At 62.8% G+C, this 24,347-nt stretch carries 17 protein-coding genes and 3 pseudogenes; 11 read left to right on the top strand and 9 right to left on the bottom strand.

What is annotated here, in order from left to right:
- Positions 1–186: 186 nt before the first annotated feature.
- Together IVA93_RS29660 and IVA93_RS29665 are read right to left on the bottom strand one after the other, a co-directional pair.
- A complete protein-coding gene (locus tag IVA93_RS29660) occupies positions 187–939 on the bottom strand; it encodes a Crp/Fnr family transcriptional regulator (protein ID WP_247360727.1) in 753 nt (250 codons plus the stop codon).
- Positions 940–1,262: 323 nt separating this feature from the next.
- Positions 1,263–1,994, bottom strand: coding sequence for a PRC-barrel domain-containing protein (locus IVA93_RS29665; protein WP_018455624.1), 732 nt, complete (start codon positions 1,992–1,994; stop codon positions 1,263–1,265).
- 789 nt (positions 1,995–2,783) lie between these two features.
- Between IVA93_RS29665 and IVA93_RS29670 the strand changes: the two genes are divergently transcribed.
- Together IVA93_RS29670 and IVA93_RS41255 are read left to right on the top strand one after the other, a co-directional pair.
- A complete protein-coding gene (locus IVA93_RS29670) occupies positions 2,784–3,230 on the top strand; it encodes a hypothetical protein (RefSeq protein ID WP_018455625.1) in 447 nt (148 codons plus the stop codon).
- Between the two features lie 72 nt (positions 3,231–3,302).
- Positions 3,303–3,488, top strand: coding sequence for a DUF2934 domain-containing protein (locus IVA93_RS41255; protein ID WP_083926404.1), 186 nt, complete (start codon positions 3,303–3,305; stop codon positions 3,486–3,488).
- Between the two features lie 365 nt (positions 3,489–3,853).
- Here IVA93_RS41255 and IVA93_RS29675 read toward each other — a convergent pair whose 3' ends face one another.
- Entirely contained in the window at positions 3,854–4,588 is a 735-nt protein-coding gene (locus IVA93_RS29675) for a sensor histidine kinase (RefSeq protein ID WP_018455627.1), read from the bottom strand.
- A 186-nt stretch (positions 4,589–4,774) separates the two neighbouring features.
- Here IVA93_RS29675 and IVA93_RS29680 point away from each other — a divergent pair, with 186 nt between their 5' ends.
- The 3 genes from IVA93_RS29680 (at position 4,775) to IVA93_RS29690 (ending at position 7,872) form a co-directional block, all read left to right on the top strand.
- Positions 4,775–5,140 carry a response regulator gene (locus IVA93_RS29680; protein WP_039799526.1) on the top strand — a complete coding sequence of 122 codons (366 nt, stop codon included), beginning with the start codon at positions 4,775–4,777 and terminating at the stop codon, positions 5,138–5,140.
- 1,121 nt (positions 5,141–6,261) lie between these two features.
- Positions 6,262–6,681, top strand: a complete 420-nt coding sequence (locus IVA93_RS29685; RefSeq protein WP_018455630.1) for a ribbon-helix-helix domain-containing protein — start codon at positions 6,262–6,264, stop codon at positions 6,679–6,681.
- A 3-nt stretch (positions 6,682–6,684) separates the two neighbouring features.
- The gene (locus IVA93_RS29690; RefSeq protein ID WP_018455631.1) at positions 6,685–7,872 is read left to right on the top strand and encodes an extracellular catalytic domain type 1 short-chain-length polyhydroxyalkanoate depolymerase; all 1,188 of its coding nucleotides are present in this window, start codon (positions 6,685–6,687) and stop codon (positions 7,870–7,872) included.
- Between the two features lie 22 nt (positions 7,873–7,894).
- Here IVA93_RS29690 and IVA93_RS29695 read toward each other — a convergent pair.
- The 3 genes and pseudogenes from IVA93_RS29695 to IVA93_RS29705 form a co-directional block, all read right to left on the bottom strand.
- Positions 7,895–8,125, bottom strand: a pseudogene (locus IVA93_RS29695) (sensor histidine kinase); the annotation flags it as partial.
- A 2-nt stretch (positions 8,126–8,127) separates the two neighbouring features.
- Positions 8,128–9,945: a DNA ligase D gene (gene ligD / locus IVA93_RS29700; protein WP_247452882.1), complete on the bottom strand. Its 1,818-nt coding sequence runs from the start codon at positions 9,943–9,945 to the stop codon at positions 8,128–8,130.
- 124 nt (positions 9,946–10,069) lie between these two features.
- Entirely contained in the window at positions 10,070–10,372 is a 303-nt protein-coding gene (locus IVA93_RS29705; protein WP_247369845.1) for a hypothetical protein, read from the bottom strand.
- 716 nt (positions 10,373–11,088) lie between these two features.
- Here IVA93_RS29705 and IVA93_RS29710 point away from each other — a divergent pair.
- On the top strand, positions 11,089–11,319 hold the full coding sequence (locus tag IVA93_RS29710; RefSeq protein WP_018455636.1) for a hypothetical protein: 231 nt from the start codon (positions 11,089–11,091) through the stop codon (positions 11,317–11,319).
- A 221-nt stretch (positions 11,320–11,540) separates the two neighbouring features.
- On the opposite strand, the pseudogene IVA93_RS29715 reads toward IVA93_RS29710, so the two are convergent.
- A pseudogene (locus IVA93_RS29715) lies at positions 11,541–13,449 on the bottom strand (diguanylate cyclase).
- A 649-nt stretch (positions 13,450–14,098) separates the two neighbouring features.
- Here IVA93_RS29715 and IVA93_RS29720 point away from each other — a divergent pair.
- From IVA93_RS29720 to IVA93_RS29735, 4 genes are all read left to right on the top strand, one after another.
- Positions 14,099–14,452, top strand: a complete 354-nt coding sequence (locus IVA93_RS29720; RefSeq protein ID WP_018455639.1) for a hypothetical protein — start codon at positions 14,099–14,101, stop codon at positions 14,450–14,452.
- A 91-nt stretch (positions 14,453–14,543) separates the two neighbouring features.
- Complete coding sequence (locus IVA93_RS29725) at positions 14,544–14,951, top strand: FixH family protein (protein WP_026232992.1); 408 nt, start codon at positions 14,544–14,546, stop codon at positions 14,949–14,951.
- Entirely contained in the window at positions 14,948–16,366 is a 1,419-nt protein-coding gene (locus tag IVA93_RS29730) for an efflux RND transporter periplasmic adaptor subunit (protein ID WP_018455641.1), read from the top strand. The genes IVA93_RS29725 and IVA93_RS29730 overlap by 4 nt, the downstream gene beginning before the upstream one ends.
- Complete coding sequence (locus IVA93_RS29735; protein ID WP_018455642.1) at positions 16,363–19,548, top strand: efflux RND transporter permease subunit; 3,186 nt, start codon at positions 16,363–16,365, stop codon at positions 19,546–19,548. The genes IVA93_RS29730 and IVA93_RS29735 overlap by 4 nt, the downstream gene beginning before the upstream one ends.
- A 60-nt stretch (positions 19,549–19,608) precedes the next feature.
- Here the strand turns inward: IVA93_RS29735 and IVA93_RS29740 are convergent, their stop codons facing one another.
- The gene (locus IVA93_RS29740; RefSeq protein WP_018455643.1) at positions 19,609–20,397 is read right to left on the bottom strand and encodes a nucleoside phosphorylase; all 789 of its coding nucleotides are present in this window, start codon (positions 20,395–20,397) and stop codon (positions 19,609–19,611) included.
- 34 nt (positions 20,398–20,431) lie between these two features.
- Here IVA93_RS29740 and IVA93_RS29745 point away from each other — a divergent pair, with 34 nt between their 5' ends.
- The gene (locus IVA93_RS29745) at positions 20,432–21,052 is read left to right on the top strand and encodes a class I SAM-dependent methyltransferase (protein ID WP_018455644.1); all 621 of its coding nucleotides are present in this window, start codon (positions 20,432–20,434) and stop codon (positions 21,050–21,052) included.
- Between the two features lie 48 nt (positions 21,053–21,100).
- Here the strand turns inward: IVA93_RS29745 and IVA93_RS29750 are convergent.
- Positions 21,101–24,344 (bottom strand): annotated as a pseudogene (locus IVA93_RS29750) (efflux RND transporter permease subunit).
- Between the last annotated feature and the right edge of the window lie 3 nt (positions 24,345–24,347).

Consider the following 24,347-nt stretch of genomic DNA (forward strand, 5'->3'; position numbering starts at 1 on the left):
GGCACTTCTCGCACGGGCCCACAAGCGGCAGTGGTCTGCCAGTCGGCTTGCGACAAAAGGGCAGCAACCGCGTGTTGTTCGGACCGGCAGCTTACGCGGCGCTAACCTGCGCGCTTCATGACCCTCCCGAGCTGCAGAGGTGTTCTTGTCACTTACCGGCACTCCGGCCGTGAGTCAGTATTTTTCCTACGACCCAAAGCCAGCTGTGGTGATCTTTGATCCTAGGATTGGGTTTAGCTCATGTAAATATTCAGGGCTGAACTCGGCTACAGCTTGCAGTTCGTCGGCGCGGAGCAGAGTAACGGTGTGGTTTTCCCATTCGATGAGGCCCAAACCCCTGAGTTCCTGGATCGTCCTGTTCACGTGAACTATCGAAAGCCCACATGCATCGGCAACATCTTGCTGGGTGAGCGGGATCCGGAAGCTGCCGTTGTCCGCCAGCCCAACGAATTCCATGCGAGTGGTAAGCTCGCAAAGAAGATGCGCGAGTCGACCTAAGGCTTGGCGCGCTCCGAGATTCTCAACCCATTCGCGATAGATGGCCGCCTGTATCAGCGTTTCGCGCCAAAACGCGTGTGTAAGTCCGAGAGATTCGGTCATCATCTCTCTGAGAGATGAATGAGACACAGCGGCTATCGTCGAATTGCCTACGCTGCACAGATCACAATCTGCAATCGGCAGATGCAGGGTAGGCAAGTCGGGCATGTCCCCAGCCAGGTAGAATGACGAGATCTGATTTCGATCATTCACCACTCTTTGCCGAGCTAGAAAGCCGTCGATCACAACGATGCAGCTGCTGGGCTTGTCTCCCTCGCGCACGGCGTATTCGCCATCAGCCAGGGACTTCACTTTGTATGGTATGCGCGCGAGTCTAACCTTATCGCGTTCGAATAGACCGCCGACTGCCTGTAGGCGCGCTATTAACTTGCGGTGCGGCATGATCACTCCCTTGCACATGCAGGCGGGAGCGCGACCTCTCTCAGCCACCGACGCCTACGGACAAAGCCTCGGCCGGTGATGCTTCAGTAGAGCATGAAACTCGCCAGCGTTCTAGATTTTTCGGTAACGAAGATCGCGCCTCGCGCGCCAGCCAGATGGAGCAGCGTTGCACTCAGGAGCAAATCTGGCCGCCATGCCTGCGCCGCGTCCCAATCCGTTGCACCGACTACCACTGTAGCGCTTCCGCGCTCCTCAGCCCGACCAATGGCCGGGTGAGTTGGGGCTGTGCGGCATCAGCGGTCCATCTACAAATTGACCACGACCTAGGGTTTTCCAAAAAATGCATCGTTGTGGATACGCCAGGCTTGATCAGAGAGCCACTTGTAGTCTTGATCAGGCATCACAGGCACCGTTTTCATGACCTCTTTTGCAATAGGAAGAAAGAAGCTGGATCGATCCTGCGTCACCTTAAGAGATCGGATCGGGACCACAATGCTGTCCTTGCCGGTAGTGAAAAAACCTCCCGACGCGACAATCGCATAGTCCGTTCCATCTTTGGTGCCGAACACGATGTTCCGCACCTCGCCAACGATCTTGTCATCGGAGCTGCGAACTTCCGCCCCAATCATCTCGTCGGTCCTCAAGCCGGGCGTAAGTTGGTCGATCTTCATCAACGGCTTGGCGCCTTTTTTGTCCCTGCTCCCTGACGATGCCCCGCGCCTGGCTTTGGGTTCGCTATCAGCCATTTGCTTATCGGCCGCCTCTTCATCATTGTCTCCAAGGGACCCCATGGGTGGTCCGGCGATAAGTTCGCGAATGTTGGCGAGGAGACGCTCACAGTCTTCGTGACGCCCATAGGACCGCAGCGTAAAGGCGGCATCCCTCAAACTCCGGAGGTCGCGCACGGCCTGAGTGTTGGCTGGGCCTCGGAGGCGTGGATTTAGCTGAATAGCCTCTTCAAGCCCTGCGTCGGCAATCTGGCACTCAGCGCGCGCCTGGTTGGCGCCAGCCACTGCTATCATTGCGGCTATGAACGTAATTCTGACGGTATTCATAGCAATCTACCTCTTGGCGCTCGGGGTTGTTCTTCACGCGGGTCGACAATCTGCTCGGGCTGGTACGGCTTCGGGATAAATGTCGCCCTCGCCACCCCGCCGGATAAGCACGTTTATCGCGCGCTTGATCCCATGTTCGGCGAGAAGTTTCGGCGTTCGGAAGACGAATCACTTGCTCCAAATGGTTGGACATCCCCGATTGACCTGTCTGATAGGCAAAGGCGACGGGCGATCCAATATCGGCACCGAGAGTCACATGATCTACAGTCCCAGCCGGCCAGCCGATCCCGGCACGCACGATCAAACGCCTTTCAGCAGGGAGATATTCGAGAACCTTGGCGTATGAGCATCCCAGAGCGCGGGCACTGAGTTCGACCGGCTCTGTAGTGTAGCGGCACCAAAATCCTTGAGGATAGCCTGTTTGGGTAGCATCTTCGCAGAGACGATGGCCCTACACGATGGCCAGAGCGCACCGTACCAACTGCCTGAGCGATGACACTCAACAACTCTCCTGCCCCCTCTTGGTTCCCCATCGGAATCAGCCGCGTGGATCGGAAGCCGCAAACCCCGACGAAGCCAAACCAACGGGCAGCGCGTTCGTCTCCTCAACACTTTGATTTGCCGCCTCATACAAATAGACACGGGCACACCCGTTCGCAGGACTAGCTAATCACGTAGCAGCCGAGCGGCATCCCTACCAGCTCCGATGCGTCCGGATCCGCTGGTGCCGCCGATAAGCCGTAGTCCTATGAAACACATGGATCAGGGACGAGCTCGATTGGAACAAGAATGAACGCCGAGCAGCTGGCTGAAAAATTCCGACAGAAATTATCCGCAGCGGTCGCCGAAAGAGAGAGGCAGGCGATCATCGCCGCAGAAAACAAGGACAAGCGGACCGCCGATATCGAGCACTGCAAGCAGGCGATGGAGCGCGAAGTCATACCTTTTCTGGAGGAGCTGAAGCATCATTTCGGGGAAGAGCAGTTCTCCTTCGCTCCGCAGATTGAGCGCAACGACCACCGTCCAGTCGGGGTTTCTTTCACAATCGGCAATGGTCCTCCGACCAGCATCTCAACTGCATTCGGCAACATCGTCGTAACTCGCATCGGTGACAGCGGAACTAAGAAGGGTATCCCTTTCGTTTTTACCCCTGAGGTTGAGCCCTACATTTCTAACTCCGGTGATCTGACGCGTGCCAAGATAGCGAAGCTGGTCGAGATGGTGATTGAGGAGTAAAGGACTGCCAACACAGCCTGAACGGTAAGATCTCCATCGGCAACGGCCGTCGCGATATCCGAGTTTGAAGACATGTCCGATTCCAGCACTGATTCCGATCAAGAGCGGCGCATCCGAGAGCGGGCCTACCATCTTTGGGCACTCGAGGGGCGCCAAGAGGGGCGAGCCGAAGAATACTGGCATCGGGCTGTAGAGCAGCTGGAGGCCGACACACACGCGGCCTATCCGCCGGTTGCTTCCAGGGGACACCGGACTTGATCTCCTCGGCGCCGATGTCAGGCCGGGCAGCGAGCCCACCATAACCGGTGTCGTCCTGCCCGCATGAAGACGCGCCGCCGTTCTGGCCGATCGCGGGGCTGTTACGTCCGCCGTACCGAACTGAACTCGTGTTGCTTGATGGTCCAGCAGGATGGCCGCCGTGTGCGACAATGGGCACCGCGCGGCAAGACGATGCAGGCTTTGGGTGCCAGCTCCGTGTTCGCTTGACCTGTGGATGCGCGCCCTGGGGAAGGCATGATCGGAGCGGCTGCTTTCAGCGCCACGGGCAACCGGATGCTGGGCGACTTCACCGGCGCTGTTTCGCTGCGCGCGTTTGGGGACGAGTCGAGCGGTCCAACCACGCTCTAGTCGACTACCGCAATAATGGTTTCTTGAAGCGAGCTTAGGGGAATGTTGATGTCGCAAACGACTCCGGTTGACTCGAACAGCAATCGAGCTTCGCCTTTAAGCTGACCGGGCAAAGCCGTCTGAATGAAACGGCTACCAAAATTCTTTTTGGCTGGTTCGACAACCGGCGGTCCACCGCGTTCGCGCCATTCAAGATGAAAGCGTTGGTTTTCCGCGTCAATCGACCAAGTGATGGCGACCCGTCCCTCAGCAACTGAGAGCGCGCCATATTTCAACGCATTGGTGCTTAGCTCGTGAATTATCATAGACAACGCGACCGCAGGTCCTGAAGACACGGCGACGTTGTTCCCCTCAATAGTGAATTGCTCGAAGCCTTTGGTCTGAAATGCTTTGATCGCGTTCTCGATCAGCGTTCGGCAACCCGCCCCGGTCCAGCTTTCTTGGATCAAGAGATCATGAGATACGCCGAGCGCGCTCATCCGCTCGGCGATGGTCTTGGCCGCCGCGTCAATAGATGAAGCATCGCGTAGGCTTTGAGCCGCAATCGCGGATGCAATCGCGAGCATGTTCTTTACGCGATGGTGGAGTTCCCCGATAAGAACGGTTTGTAGTTTTGCGGCAGCCACGTGGGCGTTGGCTTCAACGCCTGCCTTCAAAAGGAGCTCGCGAAGCACGTCGTTTTCGTTCTCAACTTCTCGCATGCGCTGATCGGCCCCGCTTGAAGCATTCATTCCATGTCACTCCGGCGAACGGTACTTGGACGACAATATCCGACAAACTTCAATAGATCCAAGGTTGGTCTATATTCGGGAGCCGACGGAACCCTTCCATCATCAAGCGGTTAGCATGCATCATCGCATCATTGCAGGCATCCCGGTGATTGGAGCCCTTTAGAGGCTCACGCCATGGGAGGGGTCATGCAGTCACGGCTCGTGGTGCTTGTCGTTGAAGATGAGCCATTGTTGATGATGATGGCTGCTGAGGTAATTACCGAGTTAGGCTTCGAGGTCATCGAAGCGCGGCACGCTGACCAAGCAATCGCCATTTTGGAAAAGCGTTCGGACGTCCACGTTGTGTTTTCCGACGTTCACATGCCCGGCTCGATGGATGGTTTGAAGTTGGCGCATTACGTTCGCCGCCGCTGGCCACCGGTCAAAATCCTCACCACATCGGGGAAGGCCCGGTTTGCCGTAGAGGAACTGCCAAGTGGCGGGCGGTTCATGCCCAAACCCTACACCGCGGCTGACCTTGGGACCGCTCTGCGCGAAATCATCGCAGCGTAGCGGAAGCCAGTCACCAACGCAGCCGAACATCTGTACCCTCTCTTGGAACTCGACAGCGGCTCAAACCGGATCCGCCGGCGCCACCGCAAGGCAGGCTGCATGCGTCCTCCGGATGCATTGTCATCGGCCTTGTGCTGGCGGGCGTCACGAGTTCGGCGCTTGCCGCCGAAATGAAGCCGGCCGCGATCGACGCGGCCGAGCCCTCGACGAAGACCCTGTCCAACGAGAAGCCGACCCCGGCGGGGGCCCGGTTGCGGGTCCTGCTCGAGCGGGCGCACTTCTCGCCAGGCGAGATCGACAGAAGGTTCGGGGAGAACGCGAAGAAGCACTGCGGGCCTTCGAAGAGGCGCAGCAATTGCCGGTCTCCGAGACCTCAACGCCGGTGTTTGGGGAAAGCTTGCTGCGGACGGCCGCCGGGTGACGATGAACTACACCACCGCGGGAGCCGTTTCTCAAGAAATTGCCTGCGCAGATGGAGGACGTGAAGGACATTCCGAAGCTGTCCTACGACAGCCCGCACGAAGGCTTGGCCGAGAAGTTTCACATGAGAGTCCGCTCTGAATCCGGGAAGGCACTTCGGCCGCGCCGGCGAGGCCATCCTCGTGATCGACTCCAGAGCCGAGCAGACTTCAGAGAAGGCGGCCAAGGTCGAAGTCAACAAGCCGGCAGACGGCCAAGCTGTTCGACAAGTCGAACGCGCTGATAGGATTCCACCCCGCGACGATCGGCAGTGAGGAGAAGCCATTCCCCTCCGGCACCTTGAAGGTGACGGAGATCGATCGCACCCCGACCTACCGCTACAATCCGGCTTACCATTCAGCGGCGTTCACTCCCTCAAGCCGTTCACCATCAAGCTACGGGGTCCACGGCACGCCGATCCCGGGAGAAGTTTCCAGTCGGAATAGCACGGCTGCGTACGGCTCACGACTTGAGATGCCGAGCGAGTCGCAGAACGCCTCTCCAAGGGCACGCCGGTGGAATTCGTCAACCGGGTGAAGTGACCCCCGGCAACTCTGCTTACGTCGGCGCTTACAGCTCCAGAGGCCATGTGCCCCTTGAACTAGGCCATAAAGCATCCATCTAGCGTAAAGCCATCCGATTGGATGGCGAGGGGATGACATATGGCTGATAGTCTGCGCGAACTGCGACCCAAAACTCCCGAAACCGAGAAGATCACGATCAACCTTGGCTATGTGGACCTCGGTCAAGTCGATCTCATGGTGCAGGAGGGGTTCTATTCCAATCGGACCGATTTCATCCGGACTGCCATCCGGAACCAGCTCGAACGTCATGCAGACGTCGTGAGGCAATCCACGGCCCGGAAGAGCCTGGACCTCGGTCTGCGCAATTACACCCGCGAGGATCTCGAAGCGGCGCGGCGTGCCGGCGAGATGCTGCAGATCAACGTTTTGGGCTTAGCCACCATCGCGCAGGACGTCACTCCCGAGTTGGCCCGCGCGACCATCGTGTCGGTGTCGGTGCTTGGGGCGCTTCACGCCACTCCCGCGGTCAAGGCCGCTCTCGCCGACAGAACGAGTTGAACGATGCTGAATCAAGACATGGTCCGCGAAGCCACGCGCCTCACCCGTGCCGGCCAACTGGTCGAAGCCACCGCACTCCTGCAGCGCATGCTTCAGGGCGGCAGCGCCCCAGCACCGACGTCTCGCAGCGGCACTCAGGCTCCGCTCGCGCGGCTCGAGCCGCCAACCATCGATGCCAAGGCCGACGTCGTCGAGCAGAGGGAAAGTCGGCCGACGCCCCCTAGCGCTGTTCAAGGACGCAAACGCAACTCGTCGCTCGATGGCATGAGGAAGTTTTCCGGGTTGGGCGTGCAAGGCCCGATCGGACGCGCTCCGCCGTCAACGTCGGATATCGCGCCCGAGGGCACCCAGTTCATCGCCGGTACCTTCAGCAACGCAGCGGGAAGCCGGACCTACAAGCTGTTCATCCCGAGCCGCCCTCAGGGAAAACAGCTCCCCCTGATCGTCATGCTCCATGGTTGCACCCAGTCGCCGGACGATTTCGCCGCCGGCACCCGGATGAACTTCATGGCAGAGGAGCGGAATTGCTTCGTCGTCTATCCCGAGCAGCCGAGCGGAGCCAATCAGTCGAAGTGCTGGAACTGGTTTCGGACGGGCGACCAGCGCCGCGGCGGAGGCGAGCCGTCTATGATCGCCGGCATCACCCGCCAGGTCATGCGGGACCATGCGATCGATCCGAAGCGCGTCTACGTCGCAGGCTTGTCGGCCGGCGGGGCCGCCGCCGCCATCATGGGCGCGACGTATCCCGACCTTTACGCTGCCGTCGGTGTTCATTCGGGCTTGGCGTGCGGCGCCGCGAGCGATCTTCCCTCTGCGTTCGCCGCCATGCGGCAGGGAGGCGAGTCCAAGGCAATTACCAACGGCAAAACTTCTGTGCCGACCATCGTTTTCCATGGCGATCGCGACACGACGGTCCATCCAAAGAATGGCGATCAGATCATCGAGCAGTCGGCCGGAGCGACGAGACCGACGAGCAAGGTGCTTCGCGGACGCGTACCCGACGGCCATGGCTATACTCGCACCGTTCTGATCGACGGGGGCGGTCGGGCGATCTCCGAACACTGGAATGTCGACGGCGCCGGACACGCGTGGTCGGGCGGCAGTCCCGCAGGGTCCTATACCGATGCTCAGGGGCCGGATGCGACGAGGGAAATGCTGCGCTTCTTCCTCGAGCATTCGCTCGCTGGGTAGGCGGACCTCGCCCGCGCTCAGATCAACCGGCATGTCCCCGAACTCGCGTGCTGGGACTGGGCCGCAGCGATCCGTCGCCTTCGAGTGGCATCCGGAACATGAACCTGGTCTCGGTCTTGGACGAATCCACTTCGATCGTGCCACCGTGCGCCTTGGCGATTTCGGCTGCGATATAGAGACCCAGCCCAAGTCCCTGCGAACGCCCGTGCGCCTCTCCGCGGTAGAATGGCTGAAACAGGCGCTTGCGCGCGTCGCTCACCTCCTTGGTTTGGCGCGGAACGGACTGTCGATGATGAAGGCGTCCGGCTCGATCCCGCTCTCGATGCGCTTCCAGGTCACGGGCGCTGCGATGGGGAATCCCTCTCGGGCTCGCGGGGAATAGGTGCCGATCGCGGTGGTGCCGCGGCCATTGCGCAGATAATCGAGGAAGATGCGATCGCGACGCTTTGCCTGGGCGGACAGCAGGTAGCGGTCTGGATGGCGCGCTGCGAGGGCGGAGACCAACTGATGCGCGACCCGATGCGCCTTGTCGTGCAGCACCGGCTGATCCAGTGGCGCCATCAGATGAATTCCTTTGCCGCCGGTGAGCTTGGGCCACGTTTCAAAGCCCTCGCGCTTCATCAGCGTGCGCAGATCGAGCGCGGTCTCCACGACCGCATCCCAGCCGACACCCTCGCCGGGATCGAGATCGATTACGATGCGGTCGGCATGTTCGAAGTCCTCGACGGTCGCATTCCACGGGTGCAGCTCGACAGCGCCGATCTCGACGAGCCCAAGGAAGCCATCCAGGCTGTCGACCCACAGGCGCGTTCCCTGGCCGCCCTCGCGCTTCTGAATACGGAGCTGGTGCACGGCGGCCGGGATCTCCCTCGGCAACGGCCCCTTGTGATAGAAGGTCGTGCCGTGCACGTGACGCACGAGCTTCAGCGGACGATGGCCGAGATGCGGGAGGGCTTTCTTCCACACCCTGCGCCAGTAGTCGGCAAGTTCTTCTTTCGACGGCACAACGGCGTCGGGCAGGAGCTGCAGGATGTTCTCTCGGGGGACGCCCAGCTTCGGCCGGCCGGCCACCGAGGGCACCAGTCGCGGCGCCTTGACCTTGCGCACCGCAAGATCATCGCGAAAGCCCTTGAACACGGCTTCGCGGAGCAGGCCATCGTCGGTCAGCGCGCCGTATTGGATCTCGACTGCGAGGGTTGGCTCGAGCCAGGTCGCCTTCGGCTTTTTGACGGCAAGATCGAGCGGAGAAGTCTTGCGGATCAAGGGATCCAGCCGCTCGCGCAATTCGCGCGCGGTGGTCTCGGTGTAGCCGGTACGCACCTTGCCGGCGTAGAGCAGCTTGCCATTCTCGCGCCGGCCGACGTAGAGCGAGGCGACCTTGCGCGGGCGCGCCCCAAGCTTCTCCACGAAGGCGACGATCGGAAAGGTCTCGCTCTTCTTGCACTTGAGCTTGATCCAGCTCTCCTGCCGACCCGAGCGGTACGGCTGGCCCAGCCGCTTGGCGACAAGGCCTTCCAGTCCCAGCTTGCACCCCTTGTCGAAGATCACGTTGCCGTCCGCCGCAAGCGCCTCGACGTAAATGAATGTTTCCGGTGCGTCCTTCAGAAGGCGCTGCAGCAGGCGCTTGCGATCCTCATACGCGACGCCGCGCAGGTCATAGCCGTCGAGGTACAGGAGATCGAACGCGAAATAGCGCACACGCTGGCTGCGCTTGGAGCCGAGCTCCCGCCTGAGCTGCTGGAAGTCCGGCAGGCCGCCACTGCCGTACACCACGGCCTCACCGTCGATAATCGCACTGTTTGCCTTGAGTAGATCGGCGCTCGCGGCGATCGAGGAGAATTGTTCCGTCCAGTCCAGGCCTGTGCGTGAATAGACCTTGGCGTCCCCGTCTCGCAGGTGCAGCTGCGCGCGGTAGCCGTCGGCCTTGATCTCATAGACCCAGTCTTCGCCGCGCGGTGGCCTCTCGCGCAACGTGGGATCACACGGCTCGATGTAACCAGGAATAGCAGCTTTGACGGCGCCGTGGACGCGCGATACTCCCGAACGAGACTGACGCAACGCCACGGCACACATGGCGATTCAACGTCGTCACGCTGATTCGTTCCGTCCACGGAGTCCGCTACCGCGGGCGCGAAGTCCAGTTCCGGCCTCGGCGCTGCGCGCCGAAGCGCTCCAGAGGCAGATGACGGGACGCTGGCTACGGCCGCTGCGCCCTTTCAATCGCTGCCTTGGCTTCTGCCAAGGTGCAGCCGTTCGCGGCACGGAAAAGTGAAACTGCGCGGACCTTCTCGCCGGCTTTGAGCGCGTCCTCTATTTCCGTCGAACCACCCAGCGGCTCATAGCTCAGACCCCCGTGCTTCAGTAGCAAATCGAGCTTTGCTTCAACTCTTTCCAGCGAGACCAGTCGCCGCTGCAGGACTGCTATTCTCAAGCGAAAATAGAACGCCAGCGCCACGAGCATGGCCAGCACAAAGGCGGTAGATGTAGCAATCGTTTCCATGAAGCACTCAATTTAGCGTCGGGCGATCATCCCTCCGCATACGATTCCAGATAGCCGCAGGCCGAGCACCGATAGGTCGTCACGGTAAGCGCCTTCCTGCCAAACATGAACGACTCGCGGTACGTGGCGGGCGGCACTCCCGCAAACCAGAGCAACTGCCCACGCCCCACGCTGGGAATGAAGCCCTGCTCCGTGGTCCTCTCGCATCTCGGGCAAGCTTTGTGCTCTGTCATTTCGGGATCGTAGACGGACTACCGAACGTTACAAGGTCCTGAGCAGCGCGCTCCTCTCGTCTGAGCGCGGCCACCGTTCAGTGAGCCGGGGCAACATCGGTCCCGTGCTCTTCGCGGCAGCTTTTCCTAGGTCTGCCAGCACGCAGGAACGTCTCCGATTTGGCGCGGTTGCCCAGCGGGGCGGCAGAGAACGGCAACGATGCTTGAAACGGATACCTTGCTGGTTAAGTGCCCGAACTGCGGCGCCTGGCCGATGGCCGCAAACCCGCCGAAAAACCTCTTACCCGGTGTCGAGCTCGAATTCAGATGCTCGCGGTGCGCTCAGCATGAGCTCGGGCGTTTGCGGCGTCCGAGCTTATCAGGCGCAGCCGAGCGGGTGACGTGAGACCAGCAGCAAAATGGATCACACGAACAATGGCCGCGGAACGGCCATTCACTTCGCGACTTGACCATCGCGAGCGTCGAATTTTCGGAGGAGATATCATGAAGACCATCTTTGCGGCTGTCTGCCTGCTGTCACTGGCGTTGGCCTCGCCGGTGCAAGCGAAGGGGTGCATCAAGGGCGCGATCGTCGGCGGTGTTGCCGGCCACATGGCGGGCCATGGCAAGCTCGGCGCGGTGGCGGGCTGCGCGGTGGGCCATCATGAGGCTAATAAGCAGAACGGCAACAACCCGAACAACTCGAACGCGCAAGCTCCGTCCGGGCAGAAGTAATCTATCAGGGCTCCTTCGGCCCCCGGCGAGCGCGAGCCTGACGGCGGCACTATCCAGACGACCAGCTCGGGCCGCATCGCCTGGTCGGGAGAAGGTGGGTGGCGCTCCTCAATCTCGCTCGTCCACCCCGTCTTAGAACGACCTGATCGGATGGCGGGCGGAACGCTGCCAGCGGTCGCTTGCGCCTCAGCATCAGGAGTGCCGGGCAACAGCGGCTGGGCTCATGCGCTCTTTGCGCCGGGCCAAGGGATAACCTGACCTGCCATCACCAGCCGATCGCGACCGCTTTCCTTGGCCGCATAGAGCGCCCGGTCTGCTGTCGCGACAAGGGCGTCTTCGGTGACACCCTGGATGGGGGTGTTGGTGGCGCCTCCCAGGCTGACCGTGACAAGCTTCGAAGGCGGATTCAGCGCGTGCAACATGCCTAGCTCGCGCAGCGCCTTCCGAACTCGCTCACTCACCTCGGCGCATCCGTCGGCGCCGGTGTTGGGCAGCAACAGCGCGAACTCCTCGCCGCCGTACCGAGCAGCCAGGTCGGCGGGCCTGCGAACCTGCTCAGCCAAAATCCTGCCCAGCGAGCGCAGGCAGGCATCGCCTGCCTGATGGCCGTATTGGTCGTTGAATTTCTTGAAGTGGTCCACGTCGATCAGCAGCAAGGAAAGCGGCGTTTCATCGCGCTTGGCCCGGGCCCATTCCTCGGCAAGACGTTCGTCGAAATGGCGACGGTTTGCCAGTCCGGTCAGACCATCGGAGGTGGCAAGAGTTGCCAGCTTGTCCTGCAGATCCTTTTGCTCAGTCATGTCCCGTGAGATGGCGACCACTCCGTCGATCTCGTTGCTGAGCGCGGACCGGGTGACCCGCAGCGCCGTCTCGACCCAGATCTCGGACTTCGCCCGAGTGCGAGTCCGGTAGATGATCCGCGCCTCTTCGGCTTCCCCCGTCTTGAGGGAGTTGATGGCCTGCTCCAACCGGGGACGATCCTCAGGATTGATCCCGGCAAGCGCCGGCGTGCCGAGCAGCTTGGCAGGCTCCCACCCGAGAACGCGCGTGCAGGATGGCGAGACGTAAAGGATTCGCTCGTCCAGACCGATGCGCATGACGATGTCGCTCGACTGCTCGGCCAACAGGCGAAAGTCCGCCTCCTTCGCCACCAACGCCGCCGCCATGCGTTGGCGCTGCCAGAGGTAGCGCACCAGAAAACATCCGATGAGCGCGATCGCCAGTGTGAGGCCGGAGACGATGGTCATGCACGGCCGCCTGCCGACGCCACGGCTCGAGAACGTCTTCCTCTGCTTTGGTCGCGACCGTCAGGATCGGATAACGGGTGCTCAACCGATAGAAACTCAGGCGTTGCCGCCCATCAAGCGGAGACTTGAAGTAGTAGACGCTGGCACTGGGTCCGTTTCCCAAATTCGAAAACAGCGGCGAGTTGGAGAGGTCCCGGCCCACATAGGCGCCCTGGTCGTCGCCGCTGCGCGCCAACATGATTCCGTCGGCGCTGAGCAGAGACACCGCGCCGTTTGGACCGATATCGAACTGCTTGTAGAATTCGGCGAAGTACGCGACGTCGATGCTCGTCAGCACCACACCAGCGAAACTGCCGTCCGGATGATTGAAGCGCCGAGACGCGGTGATGATCCACTGGCCGCCCGAACGGCTTTTGACAGGTCGGCCGAGCAGTGTGCCGCGGTCAGCACTCGCGCGGTGCTGCTGGAAGTAGTCGCGGTCGCTGTTGTTCAGGCCGGCCAGATCGACGTCCTCGGTGGTGGCCAGCCAGCGGCCGGTTTCGTCGTAGACGAAGATGCCGCGGATCCGCTTCCTGTTGTACTTGCGCGCCTGAAGGAAAGTCTGGATCTTGGTCAATGCGCCGGCGCTCGTTCCGCCGATCTCTATGCGATCGACCATACCGGCGAGGATGGTGTCCGCAAGTTCGAACATGTCCTCGGCGTGCTGGGTGAGCGAACTGGCCAGATTGGCCATGTCCACTTCCGCGTTTCTCAGGTCGACCTGGCGAGCTTCCCATTCCCGCCATCCGCTCAGGGTGAGGATGGCAACGCAAGCCAACGCGACAAAGCCCGCGACCCATAGCGGGACGCGGGACTTGCCCACTTCTCGGCGGCTGGTTGACATCTAGGAGGCGGCTCCGTTCGCGGCACGTTCCCACCCGAGGTCTTAATGTCGGCTTGCCTGCCCGGCAGCGGCAGGCGAGGTGGTAAACGCCTCCTCTCCAAGTCGCTCACGGCCTTCGTGAGAAGCTGCGGACGGAGTGAGCGATTGGTTTGACCTCACAGAAGCGCTGCCCCTGCCGCGCTGCGCCGGAGGGGTTCTGCCGCCGAGGAATGGGGCGAAAAAGGAACGGTCCCCGCGCGCTGGGAACGCACAGGACCGGTTGAGTCGACAGACGGAGGCGAAGCCGTGCGTCTTGCAGAAGTCTGCGGTTGTGGAGTTAACGATCCATATCGCAGTTCCATTCGGCGATATTGCGCAGTGGAGGATAAAAGGCTCGTCCGCACTGATGTGGCCTCCGTGTGCAGGCCAGGCCAGATTGAAGACGCCCGCTGAGTGACGGAGCGCGAGGTGCAGGGGTGCTGCCACTGCCCCGGTGTGCGGCGCGCACGGGCGCGTTGGAGCGAAACGGGATGTCAGGGCCGGCCAAAAGCCTGGGATCCTCCTGGGCGGCCCAAAAGGACGGCTGAGCTATGTCGCTGCGGATCCCGGGTGGCGAACATGTGAAGGGGGCCGACTTCCAAAGCGACCCCGCCCGTGGGATGCTCGGTCCATGAATCTGCGAGGACTGCTCAGAATTGCCTTCGCGGTCTTGGTGACCGCCGGTTTGACGTTGGCGCCCTTGGCCGCGCCGGCGGCAGCCGCGCAAGCTCGCTCGGACGGCATTAGCGACATGTCCGTGTCGGCCGACATGCCCTGTTGCCCCGATGAGCAGAAGGGCAAGGACTGCCAGGACTGCCCGCTGGTTGCGATGTGCGTCCTGAAGACGGTCCAGGCGGGCCTCTCCGAGACCGCCGCCCTCCCGCTGCGCCACGCGATCCGAACTACGCATTTGGTTGCGGACGACCTGGTCGGCGACGGTCTGACCCGTCCACCTCCCGACCAACCCCCTCGAACCCTGGCCTGAACGGCGCTTGACGCCGATCGCGTCCGTGCGTCCGCGCGCGGACGACGCGCGCCGCTTCGGTGGCGCATTCAGGACAATCGAGGACCAGAAAATGAAGACCTCTACCATTGTGCGCGCCGTCCAGGCGGCGTTGATCGCTGCCGCAGTCGCAGGCACAAGCACGGCCGCATTGGCCGACATCAAGGACTACAAGTTCGAACTCGTCGACCAGTCGGTCCAGGCCGGGCCGGACAAGGTCATCACCGTCAGGCTCGTGAACATCAAGACCGGCAAGCCTGTGCCCGATGCCGTGATCTTCGCCAGCCGTTTGGACATGGCTCCGGACGGGATGCAGGAGATGGCGACCAAGGTCACGACGATGCCGGGGACGGAGCCGGGCACGTATCGCTTCAAGGCGACGTTCGGCATGGCGGGGCGCTGGCAGCTTTCGCTCGGAGCCAAAGTCCAGGGCGAGAGCGGCACCGTCGAGAACAAGCTCGTCATCACGGCGCAAAAGTGACCCGCCCCTTCGCAGCAAGCCTGGCCGCCGTCTTGATCGCGGCGGCGGGGATCGCATTCGTTGTCGCCGGCCCGCAGCGGCTGGCGGCGCGAGCCGTCGCCATGATCGGCGAAGCTGCGGCCGAGGAGAGCGGCGCTCCGATCTACTACCAGGATCCGGACGGCAAGCCGTCGTACTCGCTCGTGCCGAGAAAGAGCCCGGATGGCCGGGATTTCCGCGCCGTGCCCGCTGGCGCCGACGTCAGCTTCGACGACGAGCAGGCGGAAACCCCGCCGCCTGCGACAACGGCGGCCGGCGCCTCCGGAGAGCGCAAGATCAAATACTACCGCAATCCCATGGGCCTGCCCGACACATCGCCGTCGCCGAAGAAGGATTCGATGGGAATGGACTACATCCCCGTCTATGAGGGCGACGACAGCGACGACGGGTCGATCAAACTCTCGCCCGGCAAGATCCAGCGGACCGGCGTCAAGTCGGAGCCCGCAGCGATGCGCGTGCTCCGGACCGCCGTCAGGGCGCCGGGCACGATCGCGCTCGACGAGCGGCGGATTTCAGTGGTCGCGATGCGGGCGGAAAGCTTCATCCTGAAGGTGGCGGACGTGACGACGGGATCTCACGTCGTGAAGGGGCAGCCGCTGATGGAGGTCTACAGCCCATCCGTCTCCTCGGCTGCAGCCGAGTACCTCACCACCATCACCTCCAAGACGACCAGCGGCGACGTCCAGTATGGCCGTGGATCGCGCCAGCGCCTGATGAACCTGGATGTGCCCGACGCTGCGATCTCGGCGATCGAGAAGAGCCGGACAGTGCCGACCTCGATCGGATGGACCTCTCCGCGCGACGGCATCGTGCTGGAGCGCAACGCCGTCGAGGGCATGCGCGTCGAGCCCGGCGGGGTCCTGTTCCGGATCGCAGACCACTCGATGGTGTGGGCCCTGATCGACGTCGCCGAACGCGACCTCGGCATGATCGCCAACGGCCAGCCGGTCACGGTGAAGGCGCGGAGCTTTCCTGGACGCGAGTTCACGGGGAAGGTCCAGGTGATCTACCCGGAGATCAACAAGGAGACCCGGACCGCGCGCGTCCGGATCGAACTGCAGAATCCGGACCTGATCCTGCTGCACGACATGTACGTCGACGCCGACATCGACACCGGCAGCGGCGAGGCCGTCCTCGCGGTGCCGGAGAGCGCGGTCATGGATACTGGCAGCCGGCAGGCCGTGTTCGTCGACAGGGGACAGGGTCGGCTTGAGCCGCGCGAGGTCAAGCTCGGCCAGCGCGGCGGCGGCCTCGTGGAGGTCCGGCAGGGCCTCGCGGAGGGCGATGCCGTGGTGGTCTCGGCGAACTTCCTGATCGATGCCGAAAGCAACCTGAAGGCGGCGCTGAAGGGCTTTGCCGAGGGGGCGCAGCAATGATCGCGCGCCTCATCGCCTGGTCCGCCCGCAACCTGCTGCTGGTCCTGTTCGGGACCGGCTTCGCCGCCGCAGCGGGGCTCTACGCTCTTCTGCATCTGCCGCTCGATGCCATCCCGGATCTCTCGGACACTCAGGTCATCGTCTACACCGAGTATCCCGGCCAGGCTCCGCAGGTGATCGAGGACCAGGTCACCTATCCGCTGACGACGGCGATGCTGACCGTGCCGAAATCGAAGGTCGTCCGCGGTTTTTCGTTCTTCGGCGTCTCGTTCGTCTACGTCATCTTCGAGGATGGCACCGACATCTACTGGGCGCGCTCGCGCGTGCTGGAATTCCTCAACGGCGCGAGCGCGCGCCTGCCGGCCGGCGTGACACCGACGATCGGTCCCGACGCGACTGGCGTCGGCTGGATCTACCAGTACGCGGTGATCTCGAAGGAACTGAACCTCGCCGACACCCGGACCATCCAGGACTGGAATCTGAAGTTCGCACTGGCGAAGGCCGAGGGTGTCGCCGAGGTTGCGAGCGTCGGCGGCTTCGTCAAGCAGTACAACGTGATCCTCGATCCGCAGCGGATGCGCGACCGGGGGATAACGATGCAGAAGATGCGCGATGCGATCCGCGCCAGCAACGCCGACGTCGGCGGGCGTACGGTCGAACTCTCCGAGTTCGAGTACGTCATCCGCGGCAAGGGCTACATCAAATCGATCAACGACCTCGGCGACATCGTGCTGAAGACCTCCGGCGGCACGCCGGTGCTGCTGCGCGACGTCGCGCGGGTCGAACTCGGGCCCGACGAGCGGCGCGGCATCACGGAGCTGAATGGCGAGGGCGAGGCCGCCAGCGGCATCGTGCTGCAGCGCTTCGGCCTCAATGCGCTGGAGGTGATTGAGAACGTCAAGAAGCGCTTCCAGGAGATCGCCTCCAGCCTGCCGAAGTCGGTCGAGATCGTACCGGTCTACGACCGCTCCAACCTGATCTATGCGGCCATCGACACGCTCAAGCACACGCTATTCGAGGAAAGCGTCGTCGTGGCGCTGGTCTGCATCGTGTTCCTGCTGCACGTTCGTAGCGCGCTTGTAGCCATCCTGATGCTGCCGGTCGGCGTCCTGATGGCCTTCGGCGCCATGAAGCTGTTAGGCCTCGGCTCCAACATCATGAGCCTCGGAGGCATCGCGATCGCGATCGGCGCCATGGTCGATGCGGCCATCGTCATGATCGAGAACGCCCACAAGCACCTCGAACGGGCGGAGCCCGGAAGGTCGAGGATCGACGTACTAATCGCCGCCGCCTCGGAGGTGGGGCCTGCACTTTTCTTCAGCCTGCTGATCATCACGGTGTCGTTCATGCCGATCTTCACGCTGGAATCGCAGGAGGGACGGCTGTTCAGCCCGCTCGCATTCACCAAGACGTTCTCGATGGCGGCGGCCGCGTTGCTTTCGGTGACGTTGGTGCCGGCTCTGATGGTGATCTTCGTGCGCGGGCGGATTGTTCCGGAGCACCGAAACCCTATCAACCGCTTCCTGATCTGGATCTACCGCCCCGTGATCAAGGGCGTCATGCGCGCCAAGACGTTGGTGGTCGTGCTCGCGCTCGCCGTTCTGGCCGTCAGCATCTGGCCGGCCCGCCAGCTCGGCACCGAGTTCATGCCGAACCTGAACGAAGGCACGTTGCTCTACATGCCGACCACGCTACCGGGCATCTCGGTCACGAAGGCCGCCGAATTGATGCAGACCCAGGACCGCATCATTCGCTCGTTTCCGGAGATCGCCTCGGTGTACGGCAAGGCTGGCCGTGCGGCGACCGCCACCGACCCGGCCCCCTCCGAGATGTTCGAGACGATCATCAACCTCAAGCCGAAGGAGAATTGGCGCCCCGGCATGACCATCGACGGACTGATCGCCGAGATGGACAAGGCGCTGCAGTTTCCCGGGATCTCGAACGCCTGGACCATGCCGATCAAGGCCCGCATCGACATGCTGTCGACCGGCATCCGGACGCCGATCGGGGTCAAGGTGATCGGGACCGATCTGGTCGAGATCGACAAGCTTGCGAAGCAGATCGAACAGGTGCTCAAGGCCGTGCCGGGCACCTCCTCGGCGTACGCGGAACGCGGCATTGGCGGCTACTATCTGGAGGTCACGCCGGACCGCACTGCGCTGGCACGCTACGGCATCATGGTCCAGGACGTGCAGGACACGATCGCGACCGCCCTCGGCGGCCAGACCGTGACCACGACCGTGGAAGGCAGGCAGCGCTTCACCGTCAACATGCGCTACCCGCGTGATCTGCGCGACAATCCGCAGGCCATCTCCAACGATGTGCTGGTGCCGATGCCGGCCGGCGGCGCTGTGCCGCTCGGCGAGGTCGCGAAGGTCGCGCCGGCGCGCGGGCCGACCTCGATCCGCACCGAGAACGGGCAGCTCGCGACCTACATCTACGTCGATATCCGCGACCGCGATCTCGGCGGCTACGTGGCCGATGCCAAAGCCGCCGTGCAGGCCAGCATCCAGTTCCCGGCCGGCTACTACGTGATGTGGAGCGGCCAATACGAATACCTGGAGCGTGCCACAGCGCGGCTGAAGATCGTCGTGCCCGTGACGCTGCTGATCATCTTCCTGTTGCTGTACCTGAACTTCCGCTCGATCACCGAGACGATGATCGTGATGCTCTCGCTGCCGTTCGCGCTGGTCGGCGGGCTTTGGCTGATGTGGTGGCTGGGCTTCAACCTGTCGGTCGCGGTCGCGGTAGGCTTCATCGCGCTCGCCGGCGTCGCCGCCGAGACCGGCGTCGTGATGCTGATGTATCTCAACCAGGCGCTGGCGGAGACCGCGGCGAGGCGCACAGCCGAGGGGCGGGCCGTGACGCGCAGCGATCTCTATGACGCCGTCATGGAGGGCGCGGTGGAGCGCGTGCGGCCCAAGATGATGACCGTGGTCGCGATCATGGCGGGCCTGCTGCCGATCATGTGGAGCACCGGGACCGGATCGGAGATCATGCAGCGCATCGCGGTCCCGATGATCGGCGGAATGATCTCATCCACGCTGCTGACATTGGTCGTGATCCCGGCGATCTTCGGGCTGTTCAAGGGCTTCCGCTTGCCTCCCGAGGACAACACCAAGGGACAAGCGCCGGAAGTGACGAAGCCCACCGTATTGCGTTTACTGGAGCCTGCTGGGTGAGGTGAGGAAGGGGGTTTTGTGCAACCCGCCGAGCATAGCCGATTGAGGAGACGAACCCCTCTATTCTTCGGCCAAAGCAGCTACTATTGGGCCCAGTATCGCCAACGCATCCACCGCGCCGTCGTCGTCGCCCTTCTCGAAGTCCGCGCCCGTTTGAGCCATCGTGTTCGTCACGTGAGCGACGCAGAGGACTTTGCTTTCGGTGGCGCCGGCGAAGGCGTACAGCGCGGCCGCTTCCATCTCGACCGCAAGTATTCCCCGGTCCGCGGCTGCTTGAACAGCTTGGCTGGTCTCGCGGAACGGAGCATCCGTGGTCCAACTTGCGCCCGCGATAGTTCGCGGTGCGCCGTGTTTGATTGCCTCTTTCGCGACTTCCAGCAGGTGAGGACACGCGCTGGCATACTCCGAAGGCGGAGCGTAGTGGTAGCTCGTCCCTTCGTCGCGAAGCGCCCGTTCGATGATGATGAAGTACGGCGGTTCGCCGGCAGCGACTATCTGCCCAGCGGACGTCAAGCTGATCAGGAGGCGACAGCCGCTGGCAAACAGCTCCTCGGCGACCAGAACGGCGAAGGAGGCCCCCACGGCCCGTCCGACGATGCCGACGTCCCTTCCGGCAAGGGAGAACACATCGAGCTCAGTGTGATAGCATGGCCAGCCTCCGAAGGGCTTTGCGCGCCCGGTCCGGCGGAGATGGCGCACGAGATCGCCGTCCGGATCGAGCAGGCAAACGGAGGGGACGCCGACCGCCTCGATGTTCTTCTGTCGGCGTGCTTCCCGCATCAAGGCAGCCGGCATGAAAACGGAAGGAGCCGAGGGGTCCTTGTTCTCAAGGATCGGGGGGATGGCCATCTATGCACCTTGAATCGATGGAGGGACGGAAGCCATGAACGACCTCGACCGCCAGGCTCATTGGCAGAGCGTATACGCGACGAAAGCGGAAAGGGAAGTAAGCTGGTTTCAGGAGGATCCGGCTCCGTCGCTCGATCTCATCACCGAAACCGGCATCTCGACTGACGACGGCATAATTGACGTCGGAGGCGGCGCTTCACGGCTGGTTGATGGCTTGGTGCAACGGGGCTTTACCCGGGTAGCGATCCTGGATCTCTCCGCCAAGGCGCTTGAAGCAGCCAAACAGCGGCTTGGTCGCGGCGGCGAGGCGGTCGCCTGGATTGTTGCGGACGTCACCACCTGGAATCCTTCGGATACCTTCGACCTGTGGCATGATCGGGCCGCTTTCCACTTCCTGACGGACCCCGCCGACCGCGATGCATACATCGCTTGCCTGAAGAAAGCGGTTCGCCCAGGCGGTCATGTCATCATCGCGACGTTCGCGCCCGATGGTCCCGAAAGGTGCAGCGGGCTCCCGATCGTGCGGTACGATCCGGAGGCCCTAGCCGAGACGCTGGGGCCCACCTTCGAGCTCGTCGGCTCTCGGCGACATGATCACTTGACCCCAGGCGGCAATACGCAGCGCTTTCAGTTCAGCCGCTTTCTGCGGCGGTGAAGGTATGCAGTGGCACCCGCCTCAAGAATGACGGGCCGGCCGGCGGAGCTACTCGGCGGCCCGATCGGGCGCGAACTTCGCGGCCTCGCGCGGCACTTGAGCGTGCGCGGTCGAAAAGCGCGAGTAGAGCGCGGGCAGCACAAGCAAAGTGAGTTAGCGTCGCGGTCAGAAGGCCACCGATGACGACTGTGGCGAGGGGCTTCTGGACCTCCGCGCCGGTGCCGGTCGCGAGCGCCATCGGCACGAAACCGAGCGAGGCGACGAGGGCGGTCATGACGACGGGGCGGAAGCGGGTCAGCGCGCCTTCCCGGATCGCCGTTCTTGACGTGGCTCCTTCTTCGATGAGCTTGCGGATTTGAGTCAGCATCACAAGCCCGTTGAGCACGGCGACCCCCGACAACGCGATGAATCCGACGGCGGCCGAAATGGAAAAGGGCATGCCACGCAGCCATAGGGCCGCGATTCCGCCGGTCAGAGCCAGCGGGACCGCGCTGAAGACGAGAAGCGCATCCCGCAGCGAGCCCAACGCGCCGAACAGAAGGAGATAGATCACTAGGAAGCAGCCTGGGACGACGATCATCAGCCGCTGGCGCGCGACGGAGAAGTTCTCGAACCGCCCGCCCCACGTCAAAAAACTGCCCGGCGCAAGCCTGACTTGCTCCTCGACCTTGTCCCTCGCTTCCGCCACCAGCGAGCCAATGTCACGGCCACGGACCTCAGCAGTGGCAACCACGCGGCGTTTTCCGTTTTCTCGGCTGACCTGGTTTGCGCCCTCGGTCTGCTCGAAAGACGCGATCGTCCGCAGCGGTATCGAAGCGGCCGCCGCGTTCGCATTGGCATGAGGAAGCGGCACGGGCAGGTTTTCCAATGCCGAGATGTCGTTGCGGAGAGCATCGTTGAGACGAACCACGATCGGGAACCTCCGGTCGCCCTCGAAGACGAGGCCGGCATTGCGGCCACCGACCGCCGTTTCGATCAGATCTTGGACGGCGACGAGACTGATGCCGAGGCGGGCGATCTCAGGTTTGTCGATGCGGATTTCGAGGAACGGCAATCCGGCCGTTTCCTCGACCTTGACGCTTTCGGCTCCTTCGATCTTTCGCAGCACGTCCGCGATCCGTCCCGCGGTCCGCTGCATCTCCGCGAAGTCGTCGCCAAAGACCTTCACGGCCAGATCCGCTCGGACGCCGGCAATGAGTTCGTTGAACCGCATCTGGATCGGCTGCGAGAAGCCGAGCTTGTTGCCGGGCAGTTCGGCGGCTTCGGCCTCGATCCGCTTGATGAGATCGTCTTTCGTCATGCCGGGGTCGGGCCATTCGTTCTGCGGCTTGAGGATGATGTAGGTGTCGGCGGCGTTGGGGGGCATCGGGTCGGCCGCCAGATCGGGGGTTCCGACGCGCGAGAAGACGAATGCGACTTCCTGAAGTTTGCTGATCTGTCGCTCGATCAGGAGTTGCATCGCCTGCGACTGCGCGAGCGCGGTGCTCGGCACCCGGCGTACCTCCATGACGATATTCCTCTCGTCGAGCGTCGGCGTGAATTCCTGCCCGAGCTGGCCGAAGAGGACAACCGCAGCGGCGAACAGCAGCACGGCACCCGCCAAAACCGGCGTCGGCCTGGCTATCGAGGCGCCGAGCAAAGGCACGTATGCCGACTTCAGGCGCCGCACGATGGCGTTCTCGTCCTCGCGCACCGGCTTCGAAAGGCCGACTGCGATCGCCGCCGGAACGAAAGTCAGAGAGACGACGAACGCGGTCGCGAGCGCGATCATCACGGTCAACGCCATCGGTTCGAACGTTTTGCCTTCCACACCGGTGAAGGCGAGGAGGGGGACGTACACCAGGATGATGATGATCTGCCCGTATACCGTCGGACGGATCATCTCCGAGGTCGACGCGGTCACCGTCGACAGTCGCTCCTCGATCGACAGGGCACGGCCGAGCTCTCGCTGCCGATCTGCCAGATGGCGCAGGCTGTTCTCGGCGATGATGACGGCGCCGTCCACGATGAGCCCGAAGTCCAGGGCACCCAAGCTCATGAGATTTGCGCTGATCCGCCCTTGGAGCATTCCCGTGGCGGTGATCAGCATCGTCACCGGTATCACGGATGCGGTGATGATCGCGGCCCGTAGGTCGCCTAACATGACGAAGAGAACCGCGATCACGAGGAGCGCCCCTTCCGCCAGATTGCTCGCGACCGTGTGAATCGTCGCGTCCACCAATTCCGTTCGGTTCAGCACGGTATGAGCATAGACGCCGGGCGGCAGGGTTCGGCCGATCTCCTTGATCCGCGCGTCGGCGGCGGCCGCGACCGTGCGGCTGTTGCCGCCGATCAGCATCAGGGCCGTTCCGAGCACCACTTCGCGCCCGTCGATGCTGGCGCTGCCGGTGCGCAATTCGCGGCCGATGGCGACGTCGGCGACGTCCTTCACCCGCACCGGGACGCCGGCGCGCGTCGCGACGACGATGTTCGAGATGTCGTCCATGTTCTCGACCCGGCCGGCGGCGCGCACGACGTAGCCTTCCCCGTTTTGCTCGATGTAGTTGGCGCCGCGGCTGACGTTGTTCGCTTCGATGGCAGCAATCACGTCGCTGAACGAGAGGCCGAAGCCGATGAGCTTGGTTGGATCCGGTTGCACCTGGAATTGCTTGACGAAGCCGCCGATCGCGTCGGCGCCGGCGACGCCGGGCACGGTTCTGATCTGGGGCCGGACGATCCAGTCCTGGACGGTGCGCAGATACACCGTGCGCTGGAAGTCGTCGGTCAGGCGCTCGCCTTCGGTCGTCAAATAACTGCCGTCGGTCTGCCAGCCAGGCTGTCCGTCGCGTACCGGGGCGCTTGCGCCTGGTTTTTTGTACTCGACGGCCCACCAGTAGATCTCGCCTAGGCCGGTCGACACCGGTCCCATCTTCACGTCCACCCCCGGGGGAAGACCGGATTTTGCGTCGTTTATCCGCTCCGCCACCAGTTGGCGCGCGAAGTAGATGTTGGTGCGGTCGGTAAACACGGCGGTGATCTGCGCGAATCCGTTCCGGGAGAACGAGCGGGTGGATTCCATTCCCGGAATGCCCGCCAGCGCGGTCTCCAACGCCACCGTGACCTGCTTTTCGATCTCTACCGGGGTGAGCGCCGGCGCGACGGCGTTCACTTGCACCTGGACGTTGGTGATGTCCGGAACGGCGTCGATCGGCAGCCTTGTCACGGACCAGATGCCGGACGTCGCGATGGCGATGGTGACGAGCAGGACGAGCCACCTGCGTCGTACCGAAAAATCGACGATGGCCTCGATCATCGT

It is taken from the genome of Bradyrhizobium sp. 155, assembly GCF_023101105.1.
Lineage (GTDB): Bacteria > Pseudomonadota > Alphaproteobacteria > Rhizobiales > Xanthobacteraceae > Bradyrhizobium > Bradyrhizobium canariense_D.